The organism is Streptomyces sp. NPDC001843 (assembly GCF_042891955.1).
Taxonomy (GTDB): domain Bacteria; phylum Actinomycetota; class Actinomycetes; order Streptomycetales; family Streptomycetaceae; genus Streptomyces.
This window is the reverse complement of sequence record NZ_JBIATQ010000012.1, coordinates 211,312-232,231: the sequence shown is the minus strand read 5'-3', so window position 1 is coordinate 232,231 and position 20,920 is coordinate 211,312. Positions and strand designations below refer to the sequence as shown.

The 20,920-nt window shown below is 69.7% G+C and carries 18 protein-coding genes; 9 read left to right on the top strand and 9 right to left on the bottom strand.

All coding sequences use genetic code 11. The features are described 5' to 3' along the window. Nucleotides 1-5: 5 nt before the first annotated feature. From ACFYZQ_RS28685 to ACFYZQ_RS28675, 3 genes are all read right to left on the bottom strand, one after another. Nucleotides 6-821 carry an SAM-dependent methyltransferase gene (locus tag ACFYZQ_RS28685; RefSeq protein WP_389153629.1) on the bottom strand — a complete coding sequence of 272 codons (816 nt, stop codon included), beginning with the start codon at nt 819-821 and terminating at the stop codon, nt 6-8. A gap of 102 nt (nt 822-923) precedes the next feature. Continuing rightward, entirely contained in the window at nt 924-1,787 is an 864-nt protein-coding gene (locus ACFYZQ_RS28680; protein ID WP_389153626.1) for a helix-turn-helix domain-containing protein, read from the bottom strand. Between the two features lie 99 nt (nt 1,788-1,886). Continuing rightward, complete coding sequence (locus tag ACFYZQ_RS28675) at nt 1,887-2,717, bottom strand: helix-turn-helix domain-containing protein (protein WP_389153624.1); 831 nt, start codon at nt 2,715-2,717, stop codon at nt 1,887-1,889. A 29-nt stretch (nt 2,718-2,746) separates the two neighbouring features. Between ACFYZQ_RS28675 and ACFYZQ_RS28670 the strand changes: the two genes are divergently transcribed. The 3 genes from ACFYZQ_RS28670 to ACFYZQ_RS28660 all read left to right on the top strand — a co-directional run bounded on the left by ACFYZQ_RS28670 (nt 2,747) and on the right by ACFYZQ_RS28660 (nt 5,008). Next, the gene (locus tag ACFYZQ_RS28670) at nt 2,747-3,850 is read left to right on the top strand and encodes an ADP-ribosylglycohydrolase family protein (protein WP_389153621.1); all 1,104 of its coding nucleotides are present in this window, start codon (nt 2,747-2,749) and stop codon (nt 3,848-3,850) included. 97 nt (nt 3,851-3,947) lie between these two features. Continuing rightward, a complete protein-coding gene (locus ACFYZQ_RS28665; protein WP_389153618.1) occupies nt 3,948-4,253 on the top strand; it encodes a 4a-hydroxytetrahydrobiopterin dehydratase in 306 nt (101 codons plus the stop codon). Nucleotides 4,254-4,258: 5 nt separating this feature from the next. Beyond that, nucleotides 4,259-5,008 (top strand): class I SAM-dependent methyltransferase, encoded by a 750-nt coding sequence (locus tag ACFYZQ_RS28660; protein WP_389153616.1) that lies wholly within the window; start codon nt 4,259-4,261, stop codon nt 5,006-5,008. On the opposite strand, the gene ACFYZQ_RS28655 is transcribed toward ACFYZQ_RS28660, so the two are convergent. Both ACFYZQ_RS28655 and ACFYZQ_RS28650 read right to left on the bottom strand, forming a co-directional pair. After that, entirely contained in the window at nt 4,971-5,453 is a 483-nt protein-coding gene (locus ACFYZQ_RS28655; RefSeq protein WP_389153613.1) for a hypothetical protein, read from the bottom strand. The genes ACFYZQ_RS28660 and ACFYZQ_RS28655 overlap by 38 nt on opposite strands. Further along, the gene (locus ACFYZQ_RS28650; RefSeq protein ID WP_389153611.1) at nt 5,450-5,929 is read right to left on the bottom strand and encodes a hypothetical protein; all 480 of its coding nucleotides are present in this window, start codon (nt 5,927-5,929) and stop codon (nt 5,450-5,452) included. Before ACFYZQ_RS28650 ends, ACFYZQ_RS28655 begins: the two co-directional genes overlap by 4 nt. Before the next feature lie 39 nt (nt 5,930-5,968). On the opposite strand from ACFYZQ_RS28650, the gene ACFYZQ_RS28645 reads away from it, so the two are divergent. Beyond that, nucleotides 5,969-6,919 (top strand): helix-turn-helix transcriptional regulator, encoded by a 951-nt coding sequence (locus ACFYZQ_RS28645; RefSeq protein ID WP_389153608.1) that lies wholly within the window; start codon nt 5,969-5,971, stop codon nt 6,917-6,919. A gap of 44 nt (nt 6,920-6,963) precedes the next feature. Here the strand turns inward: ACFYZQ_RS28645 and ACFYZQ_RS28640 are convergent, their stop codons facing one another. Beyond that, nucleotides 6,964-9,636, bottom strand: a complete 2,673-nt coding sequence (locus ACFYZQ_RS28640) for a cellulose binding domain-containing protein (protein ID WP_389153605.1) — start codon at nt 9,634-9,636, stop codon at nt 6,964-6,966. Nucleotides 9,637-9,735: 99 nt separating this feature from the next. After that, nucleotides 9,736-12,651, bottom strand: a complete 2,916-nt coding sequence (locus tag ACFYZQ_RS28635; protein ID WP_389153603.1) for a glycoside hydrolase family 48 protein — start codon at nt 12,649-12,651, stop codon at nt 9,736-9,738. 283 nt (nt 12,652-12,934) lie between these two features. Between ACFYZQ_RS28635 and ACFYZQ_RS28630 the strand changes: the two genes are divergently transcribed. The 4 genes from ACFYZQ_RS28630 (at nt 12,935) to ACFYZQ_RS28615 (ending at nt 18,089) form a co-directional block, all read left to right on the top strand. Next, nucleotides 12,935-14,374: a cellulase family glycosylhydrolase gene (locus ACFYZQ_RS28630; protein WP_389153601.1), complete on the top strand. Its 1,440-nt coding sequence runs from the start codon at nt 12,935-12,937 to the stop codon at nt 14,372-14,374. Nucleotides 14,375-14,482: 108 nt separating this feature from the next. Beyond that, on the top strand, nt 14,483-16,213 hold the full coding sequence (locus tag ACFYZQ_RS28625) for a glycoside hydrolase family 6 protein (RefSeq protein ID WP_389153599.1): 1,731 nt from the start codon (nt 14,483-14,485) through the stop codon (nt 16,211-16,213). A 194-nt stretch (nt 16,214-16,407) separates the two neighbouring features. Then, complete coding sequence (locus ACFYZQ_RS28620; protein ID WP_389153597.1) at nt 16,408-17,304, top strand: class I SAM-dependent methyltransferase; 897 nt, start codon at nt 16,408-16,410, stop codon at nt 17,302-17,304. 83 nt (nt 17,305-17,387) lie between these two features. Then, nucleotides 17,388-18,089, top strand: coding sequence for an SDR family oxidoreductase (locus ACFYZQ_RS28615; protein WP_389153594.1), 702 nt, complete (start codon nt 17,388-17,390; stop codon nt 18,087-18,089). A gap of 63 nt (nt 18,090-18,152) precedes the next feature. On the opposite strand, the gene ACFYZQ_RS28610 is transcribed toward ACFYZQ_RS28615, so the two are convergent. Continuing rightward, a complete protein-coding gene (locus ACFYZQ_RS28610) occupies nt 18,153-18,851 on the bottom strand; it encodes a glycoside hydrolase family 75 protein (protein ID WP_389153591.1) in 699 nt (232 codons plus the stop codon). Between the two features lie 193 nt (nt 18,852-19,044). Between ACFYZQ_RS28610 and ACFYZQ_RS28605 the strand changes: the two genes are divergently transcribed. Beyond that, nucleotides 19,045-19,656: a hypothetical protein gene (locus ACFYZQ_RS28605; protein ID WP_389153588.1), complete on the top strand. Its 612-nt coding sequence runs from the start codon at nt 19,045-19,047 to the stop codon at nt 19,654-19,656. Nucleotides 19,657-19,733: 77 nt separating this feature from the next. On the opposite strand, the gene ACFYZQ_RS28600 is transcribed toward ACFYZQ_RS28605, so the two are convergent. After that, the gene (locus ACFYZQ_RS28600; RefSeq protein WP_389153585.1) at nt 19,734-20,570 is read right to left on the bottom strand and encodes an aldo/keto reductase; all 837 of its coding nucleotides are present in this window, start codon (nt 20,568-20,570) and stop codon (nt 19,734-19,736) included. Nucleotides 20,571-20,920: the final 350 nt, after the last annotated feature.

The following is a 20,920-nucleotide window of genomic DNA, read 5'->3' as shown; positions in this document are numbered from 1 at the left end:
CTCGCTCAGGACTTGCGGGCCACCCCCGCGTACACGGGCACGATGCCCTCCGCCTGGGCCGCCACGTCCTCGGGGTCCGGCCGCCAGCCGGTGACCGGGATGACCCCGGGGCCCAGCAGGTCCAGCCCCTCAAAGAACCGGGAGAACTCGGCGAGGGAGCGCGGGTGGAACGGCGTGCCGCTGCGGCGGAAGAGGCCCGCCGCCTTCTCGATGGCCTCCGGGTTCAGGTCCGGTGTGACCTGGGAGAGGACCAGGTAGCTGCCAGGGGCGAGGGCGTCGACGTACCGCTTGAGCAGGCCGTGCACGTCGTCCCCGTCGGCCGCGTCACCGAGGTAGTGCGTCAGCGCGACCAGCGACAGCGCGACCGGCCGGGAGAAGTCCAGCAGGTCGCCGGCCAGCCGGAGGATGGTGTCCGGATCACGGACGTCGGCGTGCACGTAGTCGGTGCTGCCCTCGGCGGAGCCGTGCAGCAGCGCCTCGGCGTGTCGCAGCACGATCGGATCGTTGTCGGCATACACGATCCTGGATTCCGGGGCCACCCGCTGCGCCACCTGGTGCAGGTTCGGCTCGGTGGGGATACCGGTACCGATGTCCAGGAACTGCCGCACCCCCGCCTCGGCGACCACACGGGTCGCCCGGTGCATGAACCGGCGGTTGGCGCGTGCCCCACGCACCGCGGCCGGGTCCACGGCGAGAATCCTCCGAGCCAGTTCCTCGTCCACCGGGTAGTTGTCCTTGCCACCCAGCCACCAGTCGTACACACGCGCCGGATGGGGCCGGCTGGTGTCTATGCGGGGGGACGCGGCGTCGGATCCGGTCATGCGGTGTGTGCTCCTCGGCGTTAAGTCGGTGTCGGTCGGCGTGAGCCGCCGCGGTCCGCGTGGTCGGCGCGGACCGGAGGGTCGAGCGATGAAGGCGCCCGGTCAGTAGGTCTCGCGGCACTCCCGCAGGATCTTCCGGGTGCGCTGCGCCGAAGCGGCGCGCGCCGTCATGTGGTCGAGGACCTCCAGGTGCGCGGAGACCTCCTTGCGGGAATCCAGGTACAGGGCACCGGTCAGATACTCGGTGTAGACCATGTCCGGCAGTTCGGGTTCGGCGAAACGGAACAGCGAGAACGGCGCGTACGTCCCCGGGTGCGGCCCGTCCGCGAACTCGGCGACCTGGATGGTGACGCGGTCGCGCTCGGCGTACTCCAGCAGCTTGTCCAACTGGTCGCGCATCACCTCGCCGCGGACGCTCACCGGCCGCCGCAGCACCGTCTCGTCCATGATCACCCACAGGTGGGGCGGGTCCTCCCGGTCCAGCAGCCGCTGCCGGGCCATCCGCAGCGACACATGGCGCTCGATCGTCTCCGACCCCGTCTGCCCGATCGTGCCCGCCTCCATCACCGCCCGCGCGTACTCCTCCGTCTGCAGCAGACCGGGCACGAAGTGCGGCTCGTAGGAACGGATGACGCGGGCGGCGCCCTCCAGACTCACGTACATGCTGAACCAGTCGGGCAGCACATCGTGGAACCGCTGCCACCAGCCCGGCTCGTTGGCCTCCTCGGCGAGCGTCACGAACGCGGCCGCCTCCTCCTCGGGCACGCCGTACGTGGAGAGCAGCACTTGCACGTAGGGGATCTTCAACGCGACCTCGGCCGTCTCCATCCGCCGCACGGTCGCGGACGCCACCCGCAGCACCCGGGCGGCCTCGTCACGCCCCAGCCCGGCCGCCTCCCGCAACTCCTGCAGCCGCTTGCCGAGCACCACCTGCCCCACGGTGGGCGCAGCCCGCCGCTCACTCACGCCACGCCCTCCCCATACGCGCCGAAGTACGCGAGCAGTGTGACACGCGAGGCCGGACAACGCACCTGGCCGGCGCCGATCCGGATCTCGTGACTCCGGTCAACCCGCCATGGAGTGAAGATACTTGGCCGTCGCCGGGTCCGCCGGCAGGAACGTCTCGATCGCCAGCTCCGCGACCGTGACGTCCATCGGTGTGTTGAAGGTGGAGATCGAGGACACGAAGGAGAGGATCCGGCCCTCGTGCTCGATCCGCATCGGCAGCGCGAAGTACGCGACCGGGTCCGCCGGTTCGTCCGTGGGACCCTCCTCGGGAACCGGGTACGCGGCCACCTCCTCGTAGAGCGCACGCAGCGCCTGCGAGCGGTGCAGGGCGATCTGCCGCTCCATCTGCGCCAGCAGATGCCCGCGCCACTCCCGCAGGTTGCGGATGCGCGGCGCCAGACCCTCGGGGTGCAGTGTCAGCCGCATCGCGTTGAGCGGCGGCGCGAGCAGCGACTCCGGGACACCTTCCAGCAGCATCGTGATGCCCCGGTTCGCGGTCACCACGTCGTACGTCGCGTCGACCACCAGTGCCGGGTAGGGCTCGTACCCCTGCAGGAGACGCTCCAGGCCCTCGCGCAGCGCGTCCAGCGCCGGGTCGTCCAACGGAGTCTTCGGGTAGCGCGGGGCGTAACCGGCCGCCAGCAGCAGCGCGTTGCGCTCCCGCACCGGCACGTCCAGATGCTCGGCCAGCCGCAGCACCATCTCCTCGCTCGGCCGGGAACGGCCCGTCTCGACGAAACTGATGTGCCGGGCCGAGGAGTCGGCACGCAGCGCCAGTTCCAGCTGGCTGACCTTCCGGCGCTCCCGCCAGGCCCGCAGCAGCGGGCCGACGCCCCCATCCGCTGGGCCGGCGGAGGATCCCGCGGTACCGGACGCAACAATGACCATGCGCACGACCGTAGTCGAGGAGGGGGCACATGAACGAGCCGATAGAACCGTGCTGGGAAGCGACGGCGGTCTACCGCGCCAGAGTGCGCGGCTGCCTCCTCGGCGGCGCGCTCGGCGACGCCCTGGGCTATCCGATCGAGTTCCTCTCCCTGGACCGCATCCGCGCCTCCCACGGCCCGCGCGGTGTCACCGGCCTGGTGCCCGACGCCGACGGCGTGCTGGGCCGGGTCAGCGACGACACCCAGATGACCCTGTTCTCGGCCGAGGGCATCCGCCAGTCCCACCAGCGGGAACGGCTGAAGGGCATCGGCGGCGGCTGGTCGCGCCTGCTGCGCTGGGCCTACGAACGCTGGCTGGAGACACAGCGCCGGCCGGGCCCCGAGGCGAGCGACATGGCCAAGCCTTCCGGCGGCCCCTACGAGGGCCCGCGCGGCGGCCTGATCGAGGAACCCTGGCTCTACGCCCGCCGCGCCCCCGGAAACGCCTGCCTGTCCGGGCTCGCCCAGGACTTCGTCCCCGAGCCGTGGGCCGAACTGGGCCCGCCCGGACCGGTCAACCCCGACTCCAAGGGCTGTGGCGCGGTGATGCGCTCGGCGCCCTTCGGCCTCACCCGCACCGACCCCGGCCAGGCCTTCGGCATCGCCGCCCGCTGCGCCCAGATGACCCACGGCCACCCCACCGGCTACTACGCGGCCGGCGCCCTCGCCGCGATCGTGGCCCACATCCTCTCCGGGGACTCGGTCGAAGGCGCCGTCCTGCGCACCCTGCGCCTGCTGGCCCGCCACCCCGGCCACGAGGAGACCAGCGCCGCCCTCAACCAGGCCCTCGACCTCGCCGCCGACGGGGACGGCACCCCCGAGAGGCTGGAGACGCTCGGCGCCGGCTGGATCGCCGAGGAGGCCCTCGCCATCGGCGTCTACAGCGCCCTCGCCGCACAGCGCGTCGAGGACGCCCTGCTGCTCGCCGTCAACCACTCGGGCGACAGCGACTCCACCGGCTCGATCTGCGGCAACATCCTCGGCGCCCGGTTCGGCGACCACGGGTTGCCGCACCCGTGGGTGGAGCGGGTGGAGGGCCGGGAGCGGATCGCCGCGCTGGCGGACGACCTGGCGGCGGAGTGCGTGCGCGGCTGACGCCGACACCACCCCGGGGCACCTGACCGACCAGCGCTCCGACGGCCCGCCTGTGGCAGGCTGAAGAGGTACCCGACACCCAGGAAGGGAGCCAGGGATGGCCGTCGAACCGCTGTCGCAGAAGGAGATCGAGGACCGGCTGGCCGAACTGCCCGGCTGGTCCCTCGACGGCGACCGCATCGCCCGCTCCTACCGGCTCGGCTCGCACTTCGCGGCGACGGCGATGGTGGTGCACATCGCCCAGGTCCAGGACGAACTCGATCACCACTCGGACCTCACGCTCGGCTACAACACGGTCTCCCTCACCGTGAACACCCACAGCGCCGGCGGCGTCGTCACCGAGAAGGACTTCGAACTCGCCCGCCGGGTGGAGGGCCTCGCCGCAGGTCACGGGGCACACTGACCCCCGTGATCGACTACGACGAGGAAGCCGGCGCGTACGACGCGACGCGCGGCGGCGAAGCCCGCGCCGCCGCGGCGGCCGACGCCGTCCTGGGCCTGATACCCGAGACCACCGGCCGTCTGCTCGACATCGCCTGCGGCACCGGCATCGTCACCCGGCGGCTGGCCGCGGCCCGGCCCGGCACGCGGGTCACCGGCGCCGACCTGGCCCAGGGCATGACCCGGCTGGCCGCCGCCCGGCTGCCCGGCGCGGTCGTCCGGGCCGACAGCCGCCGACTGCCCTTCCCCGACGGTACCTTCGACGCCGTGACCAGCGTGTGGCTGCTGCACCTGCTGCGGGACGCCGCCGACGCCGACCGGGTCGTCGCCGAGTGCGCCCGGGTCCTCAGACCCGGCGGTGTCTACGTCACCACCGTCGACAAGGCCGCCGCACACGACGTCGGCAGCGACATCGACGCCGTCCTCGCTCCGCGTCCGCGCCGTCCCGCCCGGGACGCCGCCGACGTCGTCGCCGCGCACGCCGCCCGGCACGGCCTGCACCCGGCCGGGCGGGCGTCCTTCCCCAGCCTCGGACAGGGCCGCAGCCCCCGCGGCACCATCGCCGACCTCCGCCGCGGCTGGTTCACCCTGCTGCCGCCCGGCGACCCGCTGACCGAACGGTTCGCCGAGCGGCTGGCGGCCCTCCCGGACCAGGAGCGGCCCCGCGCCGACCCGTGTTTCAGCGTGCGGGCGTTCCGTAAGCCGCCGGCCGGGTGAACTCCATGGTCCAGTTGGTCACCCAGGTCTCCCCGCCGTCCAGCGAGAACGCCTGCTCCCAGTGGGCGGTGGTGGGGGAGACCCCCGACCACACGAACCGCACGCGCACGTCCTTCCCGTCATGCGTGTCGTCGCCGTGGAACTCGCCCCGGCCGCCCTCGAAACGGCCGACGACGGGAGGGAACAGCTTCCCGCTCCGGCTGGAGGACCAGTTCAGCGACCACTGACGGCTCTCCTGGTCGAAGAGCCGCAGGGTCAGTCCCTTCGAGCCCAGGTGCGGCATGTCGATCTCGTCGACGTTCGCGGCCCCGTCGAACAGCGGCAGACAGCGGCTGGTCGCCGGGAACTGCTCCCAACCGCTGTCCGGATCGAGGAAGTCGGTGCGGCGGTGGTTGCGGACGGTCCATTCGCCGTGGAGGAAGTCGAAGTCGTGCGGGCTGCTCATGAGCGGTCTCCTGTGGTGCCTTCGGGCAGGGAGTCGGCCAGATAAGCCGCCAGGTCCGGTAGTTCGGGTGCGAGCATGTGGCGCACCCACGCGTCGCGTTCGTGCAGGATCGGCGGCAGTTCCCAGACACAGCCGATCCACGAACGCTCCTGCCTGACGAAGTGCGTCGGGTCGCCGTCGGGGCAGCCGAGCACCGGCTGACCGGACGCCGCGCCACCGAAGTGCAGCACGTTGTCCCACACCCAGCTGTAGACGTTCAGATAGGCGCCGTCATCGCCGCCCCGGTGCAGTACGACGAACGTCGCCGGGGGTGTGCCGTCCGGCTCGGGCAGCAGTTCCGGCAGGATCGCGTACGCCGCCTTCTCCACCTCGGGTGCGATGCCCGCCGGGTCGGCGGTGACGTGGTAGCGCTTGACGTGCCGCCCGGCCACCTCGATCGGCGGGGGCACGGTCAGCGTTTTCTCCTTGAAGACCATGCCCGCACGTTAGGACCGCTTCCCTGACATCCTGTGTCAGTGAAGTCCAGCCGTCTCGTCTCGATCCTCCTGCTGCTCCAGACACGCGGCCGCATGACCGCCGCCCAGCTCGCCGCGGAGCTGGAGGTGTCGGTGCGCACGGTCTACCGGGACGTCGAGGCGCTGAACGCGGCAGGCGTCCCGTTGTACGGGGACGCGGGCCACGCCGGCGGCTACCGCCTCCTCGACGGCTACCGCACCCGCCTCACCGGCCTGACCACCGGCGAGACCGAGGCACTCTTCCTCGCCGGGGCGCCCGGCCCGGCCGCTGAACTAGGTTTCGGCGCCGTCCTGGCCGCCGCCCAGCTCAAGGTCCGTGCCGCTCTGCCGCCGGAGCTGCGCGCCCACGCCGACCGGATCAGCGGCCGCTTCCACCTCGACGCGCCCGGCTGGTACGCGGCCGCGGACGACACGCCGTATCTGCCCGCGGTGGCGGACGCCGTGTGGAACAGCCGCGTACTGCACGTCCTGTACCGCCGCTGGGCCGAACCGACCGACGTGGAGCGCCGCCTGGAGCCGTACGGACTCGTGCTGAAGGCCGGCCGTTGGTATGTCGTGGCAGGCCCCGGACCGCGCACCTTCCGCGTCGACCAGATACTCGAACTGATCGGAACCGACGAGGAGTTCACCCGGCCCGGCGACTTCGACCTGGCCGCGTACTGGGCGGCGTACCAACGCGACTTCCACAAGCGTCTGTACCGTGGCGAGGCGTTCGTCCGGCTGGCACCGGGTGTGAGGCTGCCGAGAGCCGTCGACGGGCCTACGGACGAGCACGGTTGGACCCTCGCCAGGGTCCCCGTCGAGTCCGTCGAGCACGCCCACGGGGAGTTCCTGCGTCTGGGGACCGACATCGAGGTGCTGGAGCCGGCCGAGCTGCGCGAGAAGATCGCTCGGACGGTCGCCGGACTGGCCGCGAGATACGGCGACGTGGCGGAGGACAGCGGCGATTGAGGGGGGCGCGTGCCCGCTCCGGGCACGCGCCCCAGAAGGCCCGCTCAGGCGACCGTACAGCTCTGGTCACCCAGCTTGAACGCCGCCGGTTTGGTGTTCGTCCCCGACCAGCTGCCGGTGAATCCGAAGCTCACCGAGGACCCGGCCGCCACGTTGGCGTTCCAGCCCAGGTTCTTCGCCGTCACCGTCGCCCCCGACTGGGACTGGTCGGCGTTCCAGATCTGCGTGACCCTCTGACCGTCGGGGAAGGACCAGCCGAGCGACCAGCCGCTCCAGGCACTCGAGCCCGTGTTGGTCAGCTGCACGTCCGCCTGGAAACCGCCCGACCACTGGTTGGTGATCTTGTAGGTCACCGAGCAGGCGCCCGTCGGCGTCGGATCCGTACCGCCGCCCCCTCCGTCTCCACCGCTTCCGCCTCCGCTCGTGTCGGAGGTGTCGCCGTAGACCACCCCGCGGCCGTTCGTCGACACGTACACCCGGCCGTACACCCGCGGGTCACCCGTGATCGCCGCACCGGTCCAGCCCCACTGGTGGGCGTCGTCGTTGATCCGGGTCCAGCTCGCGCCCTTGTCCGTCGACCGGAAGATGCCCCGCACCCCGCCGATCTTCGCGCTCGTGTACAGCGTCTGGTACGACGCCCCGCTCGCCGCCTTCCCGAAGCCGATCGTGTCGGCCTGCTCCACGTTCGACAGCTTGGTGAAGGTCGCCCCGCCGTCGGTCGAGTGCCACAGACCGTACGCGCCGTCCGTCGCGCCACCGGCCAGCCAGATGTCGCCCTTCGTGCCGGGCAGCGCCTTGAAGCGCACGCTGTCCCCGCTGGGCAGGCCGGTCGCGGAAGACGCCGTGAAGGTCGCGCCGCCGTCCGAACTGACGTAGAACTTACCGGACTTGAAGCCGTAGAACGTCTTGGGATCCACCCGGTCCGACTCGACCGCGGCTCCGGCCGGGATCCCGGTTGACGCCGACCAGGACGAGCCGAAGCCCGTCGTGTACTGCACTCCCGTGCCTGCCGGACTCCACACGAACCGACTGCCGTCCGCCGCGGCCGCCACCGTGCCGCCGCCGCTGACGCCCGAAGGATCCGTGCCGGCGAACCAGTTGGCGCCGTTGTCGGTGGAGAAGGCCACGTGCGGACCCGAGTCCAGGTTGCCGACCCGCACCACCGTGTTCGGGTTGGTCTCGGCGAAGTCGAGGCTCGTGGTCGTGGTGAAGGTGGGGGAGGTGTACATCATCGACGGGACCTTCGTCAGGTCCGTGTGCCGGAAGCCACCGATGTCACCCAGGGCACTGAAGAGCTGGGCACCACCGGACGGGGGAGAGGCGAGGTCGTTGACGGCCGTCTCCTCAAGGCCCCGCACCATCGGCTTGACGGTGAACTTATCCCCGCTGTCCCAGTTCGTCAGGTTCTCGGTCCCGTAGACCGTCGCACCCGTTCCGTACATCATGCGGGCCGAGTTGAAAGGATCGATCTCCAGCGACTCCGTCATCCAGCCGAGCTTCGGGGTCTGTTCGGGCGGTGACGGGTTGGCACCGAAGGTCAGCCAGGGGGACGACGACACGTCGATGGTGTAACGGTTGGAGCGGTTGGGATACGACGTGTAGTCCCAGGCCTTCGTCCAGGTGCCGCCGCTGTCCGTGGAGCGGAAGATCTGGGTGTCCGGCCACCAGGAACTGTATGCAGTAGCCATGATGGTGCCCGGATGCTGCCGGTCGACCGTCAGCCCGCTGAAACCGTAGTACCTGTCGGCCTCGGCGACCGGACTGATGTCGGTCCAGGTGCCGGTGGCGGTCGCATACCGCCACAGCTGGCCCTTGCCGCCGTCGTACGGACCGCCCTTGTCGCTGTATGCGATGTACAGATAGCCGTTCTTCGCATCCAGCACACCCTTGTGCGCCAGATAGCCGGTCGGCTGCCCCGCCAGCCGCGACCACGTCGCCCCGGCGTCCGTGGACCGGTACACCGCGTTGTCCTTGTCCGCCACCCCGACGTAGATCGTCTTCGTGGCACTGCCCGGTGTGCCCGTGGACTCGTCGAAGGTGACCCAGACGACCCCCTGGTTGTCGCTGGCGTAACCGGTCGTGTCGCTCGGATCCTGCGCGTAGTTGCCGGGGTTGGGGAAGCTCGTGACCTGCGACCAGGTCGCCCCGGAGTCCGTCGACCGCCACAGTCCCTTGCCGCTGGGCGCCCCCAGGTACAGGACGCTGTCCTTGCCGGGGTCGATCGCCAGGCGCTCGCCCATGCCCCGGCCGGGCATGTTGCCGCCCAGTTTGAACGGCAGGTCGGTCCTCCGCCAGCTCGCGCCCCGGTCGCTGGAGCGCAGCACCGCACCGTTCCCGGGATCCCAGCTGTTGGTGTACGTGCCGACGGCCGCGTACACCTTGTTCGGATCCACCGAGTCCGAGGCGAGGCTGACCACCCCCGTGTGGCCCCAGTCGTTCCAGCCGACCGAGTCGAGCAGCGGGGTCCAGGTCTTCGTCGACTCCTGCCAGCGGTAGGCGCCGCCGATGTCGGTGCGGGCGTAGACCAGGTTCTTCTCGGAGCGGTTGAACACGATGCCCGGAACGAAGCCACCGCCGTCGATCCGGGCGTTCTTCCAGGTGTAGGTGTCGGCCGCGAGCGCCACCTTCGGTGTGCTCGCGGCCAGCGCCGGCGCGCTGCCCGCCAGCAGGCCGGCGGCCAGCGCGAGGACGGCCGTGAGGATACGGGTTCTTCGCACGGTGGGGTCCTTCCTTCGGGCGGAGGGTATGAGAACCGGGCGGCCCCCCGTGCGGGTGGGGGCCGCCCGGTCCGGCGTACACGGAGCGGTAGCGGGGACTTATTCGAGGAGCTCCGCGTACGAACCCATGGCCATGGCGATGTCCGCCTGGGCCCAGAAGCGGTGGTACGTGAAGACGGGCGCGGCACCGCCCTTGAGGTAGGCCTCGATCTTCGACCAGGCCGGGTCGTTCTTGTAGAAGGACCGCAGCGAGAGGAAGGTCGAGGACGAGCTGATCGCGTCGCCGTTCGGCATCTTGCCGCTGAAGCCGCTCGGCACGTACACGCTGTCACCGAAGCGGCTGTAGTCGGTCCGTGTCTCCGGGACGGCGATGCCCAGGCTGTCCTGGTAGTTGTTCCACATGCCGTCCAGCAGCGCCTTCGCCGTCGACTTCGCCGTCGCGTCACCGGACTTGGCGGCGTAGTACGTCAGGGTCTTGGCGTACGCGGCCGCCACGCCGACGTCGTTGGTGTAGTCGGCGACGGTGACGTGCAGGCCGCTGTTGGAGCCGGGGGAGGAGGCGTTCCAGGTGTCGGGCTGACCCGACCACTGGAGGGTGGAGGGAATCTGGTAGGTGCCGTCCGGGTTGATCGTGGTCTTGGACAGCGCCCACTTGACCCACTTGTCGAGGATCGCCTTCGCGGTGGTGTTCCCCGTCTGCTGGTAGTACTCGGCGACCCGCTCCATCGACCACGCCTGGAAGCCGAACCACTGGTTGGACGGCGGGTCGTGGTAGACGGGCTCCCAGTCGTAGTACATGCCGTAGAAGGTCGACGTGCCCGACGGCGGGGTCGCGTACCGGCCCTGCCAGCTGTTGGTCGCACCGCCCGCGATGGCGCCCTCGGACGACTGCAGCCACTGGTAGAACTCAAGCTGCCGCTGCAGCGACTTGCTCCAGTCCGCCGCGCCCGTCGCCGACTTCGGCTTCAGGTCGGCGAAGGAGCTGAGCGCGTACGCCGCGAGGGGGTTCTGGTAGCCGCCGTGCACATGGCTGGAGCCGATGCGCCAGGCCCAGCCCGCGCTGGTGTCGGTCGCGCCGCCCCACGCGTAGTACCAGGACAACAGGTAGTCCGAGGCGTCCTTCCCGGTGCCGGCCGGGCAGGAGGAGGCCCCCACACAGTTGCCGATCTTCTTGAAGTACTTGTCGTACATCGCATACCGCAGGTAGTCGCCCATCTTCGCCGCCTTGCCGACGGTGGCCGACACATCGCTGCCCTTGCCCTGCGCCTTCGCCCAGACGTCCGCCCAGTACGCGGCCTGGACCGCACGCGCGTCGGCGTCCGGGGCGTCCGTGAACTTCCACTGCTTGGCGTAGGACGAGTCGCCGGTGAACAGGTCCAGGTACCCGTTCTTGCCGCCGTACTTGAAGGCGTCGCAGGTCGGCTGCGGGACCGTCTCCCAGACCGACTCCTGCGGACCGCGCTGGAAGGTGTTGATGTACGACGGTCCGGTCGCCGTGGGACCGGCCTCGCACTTGCCGGGCTCGTTGCCGTAGCCGTAGACGTTGTCGACGTCCTGCAGCCAGTGCATACCGTAGACGTCGTCCGTACCGTATGCGGTCTTCAGCTCACCGGCGATCGGATCCGACCCGACCGGCACCGACGTGTCCAGCTTCGCCGGATACTCGTTCGGCGTGTCGAGCTCGGGCGCGTACGTCGCCGGCTTCGAGGCGTTGTAGAAGGAGCTGGTCGGCTGGTCGGCGTGGGTGGGGATCATGTACTTCTCCATCAGATCCCAGGCGCCGTTGAACTTCGACCAGTCACCGGTGACCTTGCCGTACATCGCCTGCAGCCACAGAAGGTAGCTGTAGGCCTCCGACGTGGTCTCGTGCCCCTGGTCCGGGGCTTCGACGATCAGCGTCTCGACCGAGTGGTAAGGGATGCCCTCGGGGGAGAAGTAACCGTTCGCCGGGTTGGTGATCTTCCCGTACAGATCCAGGAAGCGGGCGTCGTACGCCTTCGACCCCGCCAGTTCGGTCACGGTCACCGTCGCCTTGGCGTGGCCGGTCGCCGAGGCGGTGAAGGTGGCCGCCCCGGTGCCCGAGGAGTCGGCGGTGACGGTCACCGTCTGCGCGGTGTTCCAGTTGGACGGCGTGAACGTCAGCGACGATCCGCCGGACACGCTGAGGCCGGTGTTGCCGGCCGTGCGGGCCACGCTCACCGTCACGTCGGCGCTCGGCTGGGTCGACAGCTTCACCGAGAAGGTACCCGTCTTGCCCTGCTGGACGCCCAGTTGCGTGGGCGAGGCCACCACGGCGGGACCGGAGGCGACCGTGATGCCGACCGGCGTGGACTCGGCGGAGGCGCCCAGACTGTCGTACGCCTTGGCGATCAGCGAATGACTGCCCACGGTCAAACTATCGGCCGAGAGGGAGTACGGCGCGCTGGTGTCGGTGCCGAGCAGGGTCGTGTCGTCGTAGAACTCGACCTTGCTGATCGTCGCGTTGTCGGCCGCCGCCGCGGTCGCCGCCAGCGGCACCGCGTCACCCTGCGTGTAGACCGCGCCGGGCTTGGGGCTGGTCAGCACGGTGACCGGCGGCTGGTGGGCGCCGGCGCAGGTGGTGCCGTTCACCGCGAAAGAGGTGGGAGCGGTGTTGGTGCCGCTGTAGCTGAACTGGGCGCCGGTGGAGACCGCGGCGCCCGCGGCGATCTTCGCGTTGTACCCGGCGTCCTTCACGCTGATCGACTGACCCGACTGTGACCAGGTGCCGTTCCAGCCGTTGCTGAGCTTCTGGTTGCCCGAGTAGGCGTACGCCAGGGTCCAGCCGTTGATGGTGTCCGTGCCGCGGTTGGTGATGGTCAGGTCGGCGGTGAAGCCGGAGCCCCAGTCATTGGTCTTGTAGTCGACGCTGCACTGAAGTGCCGCCGCGTGCGCGGGAGCCGTCCCCGTGGCGAGCATCGACACAGGAAGGGCGAGCGCCGCGACAACGGCCGTCCACAACCGTCGCGCGGTTCTGCGCCTGCGTCCGGGATGCATGTGCTGGTTCCTCCTTGCGGCTCGGAAGTCAAGGCTTGAACCAGTGGGAGCGCTCCCATAGTGGGGAGGGGGGTGAGGGCGGTCAAGACGCTTGAAGAGTCGAAAAGATTCGATGCACCGGTCGAAGAAAAGTGAAGCGACCCCCCTGTCCTTTGCCGACGCTTGGCGCTACCTTCCTTCGCACCAGTGGGAGCGGTTCCGGTCAGTCGACGCGTCCGTCATGATGCGCCCGAGCTGCAAGGAGTCGCTCATGCGACACCCCTCGCGTTCAGTACTTTTAAGTATGGCCGGTGCGGTCGCGCTCGCCGGGAGCGTGCTCGTGCCGGTGGTCACGGCACAGGGAGCCACACCCGCCTGCACGGTGGAGTATTCCGTCACCGGCCAGTGGGACAACGGCTTCCAGGGCGCTGTGACGATCACCAACAACAAGGCCGGCTTGAGCAGTTGGAATCTCACCTTCGACTTCGCGAACGGCCAGAAGGTCACCCAGGGCTGGAACGCCAAGTGGTCCCAGTCCGGCACCACCGTGACCGCCACCGGCGAGAGCTGGAACGGTTCGCTCGGCACCGGAGCCAGCGTCAGCGCCGGGTTCCTCGCCTCCCGGTCGGGGAGCAACGCCGTACCGACGGCCTTCAAGCTCAACGGGACGACCTGCAACGTCGACACGGAGCCGACACCACCACCGACGGACCCGCCCCCGGCGGCCGGCAAGGCGCCGGCCCTGCACGTCTCGGGCAACAAGCTCGTCGACGCCGACGGCAAGGCGCGCCGGCTGCTCGGCGTGAACCGCTCCGGTGGTGAGTTCATGTGCGTCCAGGGTCGAGGCATCTGGGACGGTCCCGTCGACGACGCGGCGATCAAGGCGATCGCCGACTGGAAGGCCAACACGGTCCGCATCCCGCTGAACGAGGAGTGCTGGCTGGGCCTTTCGAACGTCAAGCCGGAGTACGCGGGCACCAACTACGTCAACGCCGTCAAGGACCTGGTGGCCCGCGTCGAGGCGCACGGAATCACTCCGATCGTGGAACTGCACTGGACCTACGGTCAGTACACGGGCAACTCGGCCGGCTGCTCCGACGTGCACGCCACCTGCCAGAAGCCGATGCCCGACATGCAGTACACCCCGTCGTTCTGGTCCTCCGTGGCCGGCACCTTCAAGGACGATCCGGCGGTGGCGTTCGACCTGTTCAACGAGCCCTATCCGGACCGGGCGACATCCACCACCACCCAGGCGTGGCAGTGCTGGCGGGACGGCGGCACCTGCTCCGGCATCTCGTACGAGGTCGCCGGTATGCAGGACCTCGTGGATTCCATACGGTCGACCGGCGCCAAGAACGTGATCCTCGCCGGCGGGCTCGCCTACTCCAACGATCTCAGCCAGTGGCTGACGTACAAGCCCACCGACCCCACCGGCAATCTCGCCGCCGCCTACCACGTCTACAACTTCAACACCTGCGCCAGTGCGAGCTGCTGGAACTCCACCCTCGCCCCCGTGGCGCAGCAGGTGCCGCTGGTGGCAGGCGAGATCGGTGAGAACACCTGCTCGCACGGGTTCGTCGACCAGGTCATGAAGTGGTTCGACGACCGCAATCTGTCCTATCTGGGCTGGACCTGGAACACCTGGGACTGCTCCTCCGGGCCGTCCCTGATCTCCAGCTACGACGGCACGCCCACCGCCTACGGCGCCGGCCTGCGCGACCACCTGCGCGCCGTCAACCCGTAAGTCCGCAAGTCCGCAAGTCCGTAAGTCCGCACTCCCGTGAGTCCGTAAGTCCGCCAACGCAGGCACGACCTCCGCAACTCCCGTGACGTCAGAAGGAAACCCGCACTCATGAGTCGTACCAGAACAGCGATGTTCGCCGCCCTGGCGTTCCTCGCCGGCACCTCCGGGACGGCGTACGCGTCCGTCCCGTCCACGGACGCCGGTATCTCCGCCATCCCCTGCACCGTCGACTACAAGGTGCAGAACCAGTGGGACACCGGCTTCACCGCCGCCGTGACGGTCACCAACAACGGTGCCGCCAAGTCCAGCTGGGCCGTCAAGTGGTCCTACGCCGGCAACCAGAAGGTCACCAGCGGCTGGAACGCCAAGATCACCCAGAGCGGCACCGCGGTCACCGCCGACAACGAGACGTACAACGGCAGCCTGGCGACCGGCGGTTCGGTCAGCTTCGGCTTCAACGGCTCCTACAGCGGCACGAACGCCGTCCCGACCGCCTTCACCCTCAACGGAGTGACCTGCAACGTCGACGACGGCGGCGGCGGGGGCGACAACGGGGGCGGTGGCAACAACGGGGGCGGCGGAACCGGCAGCCGTGTCGACAACCCGTACGCCGGTGCCAAGGTGTACGTGAACCCGGAGTGGTCGGCCAACGCAGCCGCCGAACCGGGCGGCAGCCGCGTCTCAAACCAGCCCACCGGCGTCTGGCTGGACCGCATCGCCGCGATCGCGGGCGCGAACGGTCACATGGGCCTGCGTGCCCACCTGGACGCCGCCCTCGCCCAGAAGGGCAGCAACGAAGAGGTCATCCAGCTCGTCATCTACGACCTGCCCGGCCGTGACTGCTCCGCCCTCGCTTCCAACGGCGAACTCGGCCCGACCGACATCGACAAGTACAAGACGCAGTTCATCGACCCGATCGCCGCGATCCTCGCCGATCCCAAGTACGCCTCGCTCAGGATCGTCAACACCATCGAGCTCGACTCGTTGCCCAACCTCATCACCAACACCGGCAGCAAGGCCACCGCCACCCCCGCCTGCGACACCATGCTCGCCAACGGCAACTACCAGAAGGGCGTCAGCTACGCCCTGGCCAAGCTCGGCGCCATCCCCAACGTCTACAACTACCTCGACGCCGGCCACCACGGCTGGCTCGGCTGGGACGACAACTTCGGCCCGACAGCGACCCTGTTCAAGCAGGTGGCGACCAGCAACGGGGCGACTGTCGACGATGTACAGGGCTTCATCACCAACACGGCCAACTACAGCGCCCTGAAGGAGAACAACTTCACCATCAACGACACGGTGAACGGCACCTCCGTACGCCAGTCCAAGTGGGTCGACTGGAACCGCTACGTCGACGAGTTGTCCTACGCCCAGGCCTTCCGCAACCAGGCGGTGTCCGTCGGCTTCAACTCCAACATCGGCATGCTCATCGACACCTCCCGCAACGGTTGGGGCGGAACCGCCCGCCCGGCCGGTCCGGGCCCGCAGACCAGCGTGGACGCCTACGTCAACGGCGGCCGATACGACCGGCGCATCCACGTCGGCAACTGGTGCAACCAGTCCGGCGCCGGACTCGGCGAGCGTCCGCAGGCCAACCCGGCCCCCGGGATCGACGCCTACGTGTGGATGAAGCCCCCGGGTGAGTCCGACGGCGCCAGCAGCGCCATCGCCAACGACGAGGGCAAGGGCTTCGACCGCATGTGCGACCCGACGTACACGGGCAACCCCCGCAACAACAACAACATGTCGGGCGCTCTGCCGAACGCCCCGCTGTCCGGGCACTGGTTCTCCGCCGAATTCCAGCAGCTGATGCAGAACGCCTACCCGCCGCTGTAGTGATCCCTGCGTGAGCGGTGATCCGCCGGGGCCGGTCCCGTTCGGGGGCAGGCCCCGGCGGATCGCGTATTCCACCGCCTCGGTGATCCGCCGCTCGCGCCGCACTCCGTTTTTGCCGCCGCGGCAACATCACTGGCCCGGCGGCGGTGCGTCGGCGCACTCTTGCCGCATCCGGAAGAGAGAGGCTGACCACCATGGCCCACCACCAGCACAGCCACCAGCACGGCCACCAGCACGGCCACGAGACGACCGACATCGACTGGGCCGAGATGGCCGTGCAGCTGGAGACCCAGGCGGAGCTGTTCACTCCCGTCCATGAGCGGGCCATGGCCTGGCTGGCCAAGGAAGTGACGGAGCCGGGCCTGATCGTCGACGCGGGCAGCGGGCCCGGAGTCGTGTCGTGTCTGTTCGCCGAGACGTTCCCGGGCGCGCGGGTCCTGGCCGCGGACGCCAGCGAGCCGCTCCTGGAACGGGCTCGCGCCCGGGCCGCCCGGCAGGGCGTCGCCGACCGTTTCGCCACCCTGACCGGTGAACTTCCCGGTGTGCTCGATCAGTTGGAGTACCCGGCCGACCTGTTGTGGGCGAGTCGGAGCCTGCATCACCTCGGCGACCAGCGCGCCGCCCTCGCCGCGTTCGCGGACCGGCTGGCCCCCGGCGGCACCCTGGCCCTGCTCGAGGGCGGACTGCCCTCCCGTTTCCTGCCGCGGGACATCGGCATCGGCCGGCCGGGACTGCAGGCACGCCTCGACGTCGTGGAGGCGGAGTGGTTCACGCGTATGCGGGCCGACCTGCCCGGCTCCGTCACCGAGACCGAGGACTGGCCGGCCCTGCTGACCGCGGCGGGCCTGAAGCACACCCGCACCCGCAGCTTCCTGCTCGACCTGCCGGCGCCGGTGTCCGACCGGGCCCGCGCCTACGTCGCCGCGTACCTCACCCGGATCCGCGACGCGGCGACCGACGGTTTGGACGCCGACGACCGCGTCACGCTGGACCGGCTCCTCGACCCGGCGGACCCGGCGAGCGTGCACCGGCGCGCGGATGTCTTCGTGCTGGGGGCGTACACCGTGCACACGGCCGTGCGGCCCGTCTAGGCGACGCCTGACCGCGCGGGCTTGACTTCGAGAGCGCTCCAAATGATGGACTCCCCGGTGTCCACAAAACACAGGGGGTAACCATGACCGACTCTCCGGTCGCGCTCATCACCGGCGGCGGCAGCGGCATCGGCGCCGCCGTCGCCCGGCAGCTGCTGGACGCCGGACACCGGGTCGTCGTCACCGGGCGCGGCGAGCGCAGGCTGCGGGAGTTCGCCGAGGCCCTCGGCAACCCCGAGGGCCTGCTGACCTTCACCGGCAACGCGGCAGTGTACGAAGACATACAGTCGGCGGTCGACCGCACAGTCAAGGCATACGGACGACTGGATACAGTCGTCGCCAACGCCGGCCTCGCCACCCACGACTCCGTGGCCGAGGGCGACCCCGCGGGCTGGACCGAGATGGTGCTCACCAACGTCCTCGGCCCCGCCCTGCTCATCCGTGCCTCCATCGACGCCCTGAAGGAGACCCGCGGACGGATCGTCCTCGTCGGCAGCGTCGCCGGATTCGTGCACGGACCCGGCAACCTCTACGGGGCGACCAAGTGGGCGGTGACCGGCCTCGCCGAGAACACCCGCCGACAGGTCACCGAGTTCGGGGTCGGCGTCACCCTGATCGCCCCGGGCCGGGTGGAGACGCCTTTCTGGGACGGCAACGGCAGCCTTCCGCCGGGTCATCTCCTCACCGCCGACCAGATCGCCGACTCGGTGGTCTGGGCGATCCGGCAGCCCGCCGGTGTCGACGTCAACACCGTGGTCGTACGGCCGATGGGGCAGCCCAACTGATGTCGTGCCGGGTCCCGGTGCCGCGAGCAGGCCGCGGCACCGGGACCACCTCCCCTCCCCGGCTCAGTTGTTGGCGAGGAACTGCTTGGCCAACTGGTCCCCCAGAGTCACCGCCGCGCTGTGGCTCTCGATGGGGGAGACCTTGGAGTTCTTGAACAGGATGTACGTCACGCCGGAGTCGGTGCCGCCGGTCTCGGGATCGGGGTCGATGCCGAGGGCCTTGGCGGTGGCGTACGAGGCCTCACCGATGATCTTCGTGGGGCCGGTGTCGCCGACGACCGCGTACTCGACCTTGTTGTTGTAGACGACGGCTACCACGCCGCCGCCCTTGATGCCGGCACCGGAGTAGTTCCAGATGCTGCTGGAGCTGGGCACGACGACGTACGGCAGTGTCTCGGCCTTGAGCGGCTTGCCGTCGGACTGGTGGAACGCGGTGTCGTCCTGGTACCAGGGGTCGCGGTCCTCGTTGCAGTTGGTCGTGCGCTGGCCGTCGCAGTCGACGTCCATGTCGGCCTTCCAGAACACCGCGCCGTTCTTGCCGCACACGGGGATCGTCGCCGACGTCTCGTCGTCGGTCTTGTACTTGCCGTTGGAGATCTGCGAACAGGACTTCACCTTGGCGAGCAGGTCGGCCGCGCTGACCGAGCCCTCCTGGGCGGACGTCGGGGCGGTGGTGGTGCCGGTGGCGTTCGCGGGAAGCACTCCGGCGGCCAGCAGGGCGACGCCGGAGGCCGCGGCGAGGGTCAGTGTTCGAAGGCGCACTGTGGGGGACCCTTCTGTTAGGAAAGTTTCCTTACTCGGGTGCCGTACAAAGTGGACCCGGCTGCATGCCCCCGTCAACCCCTGTGGGTGTGAAGTCGGACGCGACCCTCTGATTGCGGCCCCGTGCCACCGGGACAAGACTGGCATTGTCCGCAATCCCGGACGCGTGTACGACTCCTGGAGGCGACGGGCCATGTTCGTGCGCAGCATCTACGCGACCGGCGATCCCGCGAGGACCGACACGGCGATCAGGGCTCTGAACACGCAGGGCCGGGACCTGCTGCAAGAACGGCCGGGATACCGTGGGGCTGGCGTCTTCGTGGACCGCGAGCTGGGCAAGCTGCTGGCGGTGAGCTGGTGGGAGTCCGAGGAGGCCCGCCGGAACAGCGACGAAGTGATGCGTGAGCGGCGCGGCGCCCTGCTCGGGCCGTTCGCCGGGACGCTCGCCGTCGACAACTACGAGGTGGCGGGCTTCCACGAGGTGCGACAGCCGCGAGTGGGCGGCGGACTGCGCATCACCAGGCTGGAGTTCGACCCCGCCGACGCGGACCTGCTCGCCGACACGTTCCGGACGTCGGTCGTGCCCCGGCTGGAGACCATGGCGGGGCTGGCCAGGGCGGCTCTGTTCATCGACCGTGAGCGCGGACGGGGCATGACGGGGGTCCTGTTCACCGACCGTGAGTCACTTGCCGCCTCCCGCGCGGGCCAGGCCGCGGCGCGGCACGAGGGAGCGGCCAAGTCGCACGTGACCGTGACCGGACTGGAGGAGTTCGAGGTCGTCCACGCGGACGCCCGGTTCGGCTGACACTTCGCCGCGAGGCCCCGACACACGCCCGCCCCGCCGGTTGGTGGGGCGGGCTGTCGTGACAAGGGGGGTGGACGTCAGCCGAAGTCCGCGGTGGCCGGGTCGGGGCCCAGGCGCAGGTCCTCGTTCAGCGCGCTGATCGCCGCCAGGTCCTCGGTGTCCAGGCTGAAGTCGAACACCTCGATGTTCTCCTTGATCCGCGACGGCGTCACGGACTTGGGGATCACCACGTTGCCGAGCTGGAGATGCCAGCGCAGCACGACCTGGGCCGGGGTGCGGTTGTGCTTGCGGGCGATGGCCACGATCGCCGGAACCTCCAGCAGGCCCTTGCCCTGCCCCAGTGGCGACCAGGCCTCGGTGGCGATGCCCTGCTCGGCGTGGTACTCACGGGCCGCCCGCTGCTGCAGGTGCGGGTGCAGCTCGATCTGGTTCACGGCCGGGACGACCGACGTCTGGGCGAGCAGGTGGTCGAGGTGCTCCGGCAGGAAGTTGGAGACACCGATGGCGCGGACACGGCCGTCGGTCAGCAACTTCTCGAACGCCTTGTAGGTGTCCACGTACTGGCCGCGGGCCGGGCGCGGCCAGTGGATCAGGTACAGGTCGACGTACTCCAGCCCCAGCTTGGCCAACGAGGTGTCGAAGGCGCGGAGAGTGGCGTCGTACCCCTGGTCGCTGTTCCAGAGCTTGGTGGTGACGAAGATGTCCTCGCGGGGCAGGCCGGAGGCGGCGATCGCCTTGCCGGTGCCCTCTTCGTTGCCGTAGATCGCCGCTGTGTCGATGCTGCGGTACCCGGCCTCGAGCGCCGTGCCGACTGCCGTCTCGGCCTCGTCGTCCGGCACCTGCCAGACGCCGAAGCCCAGCTGGGGCATCTCGACGCCGTTGTTGAGGATGATCGGGGGGACCTTGCTGCTCACGAGCTCTTGATCCTTCGGTTGTCGACAGGTGGTACTTCCCATGGTCAACGATCACGGGCCGCGATGTATTCCTGACCGCCGAATCGGCCGGCACTGACCGACGAGTCAGCCACGGCGGCCGGAGAATGGCCGGAAATGCATCCGACCTCATGGGTCCGGACCATTGACCAGAACCAGTCCTCCCGGGAATCTGGTTCGCGCTACCGAACGCGTCGATGAACCCGGTGCGTCTATGTGAACTACCGCCCCCTTATTGGGCTCACCTGCGCTCGGAAGACGCCCCGCCCACGGGAAAGCAGGTACGCAGCCATGAACGAGCCCCTGCCGAAGACCCCCCAGACGGAAGCGCC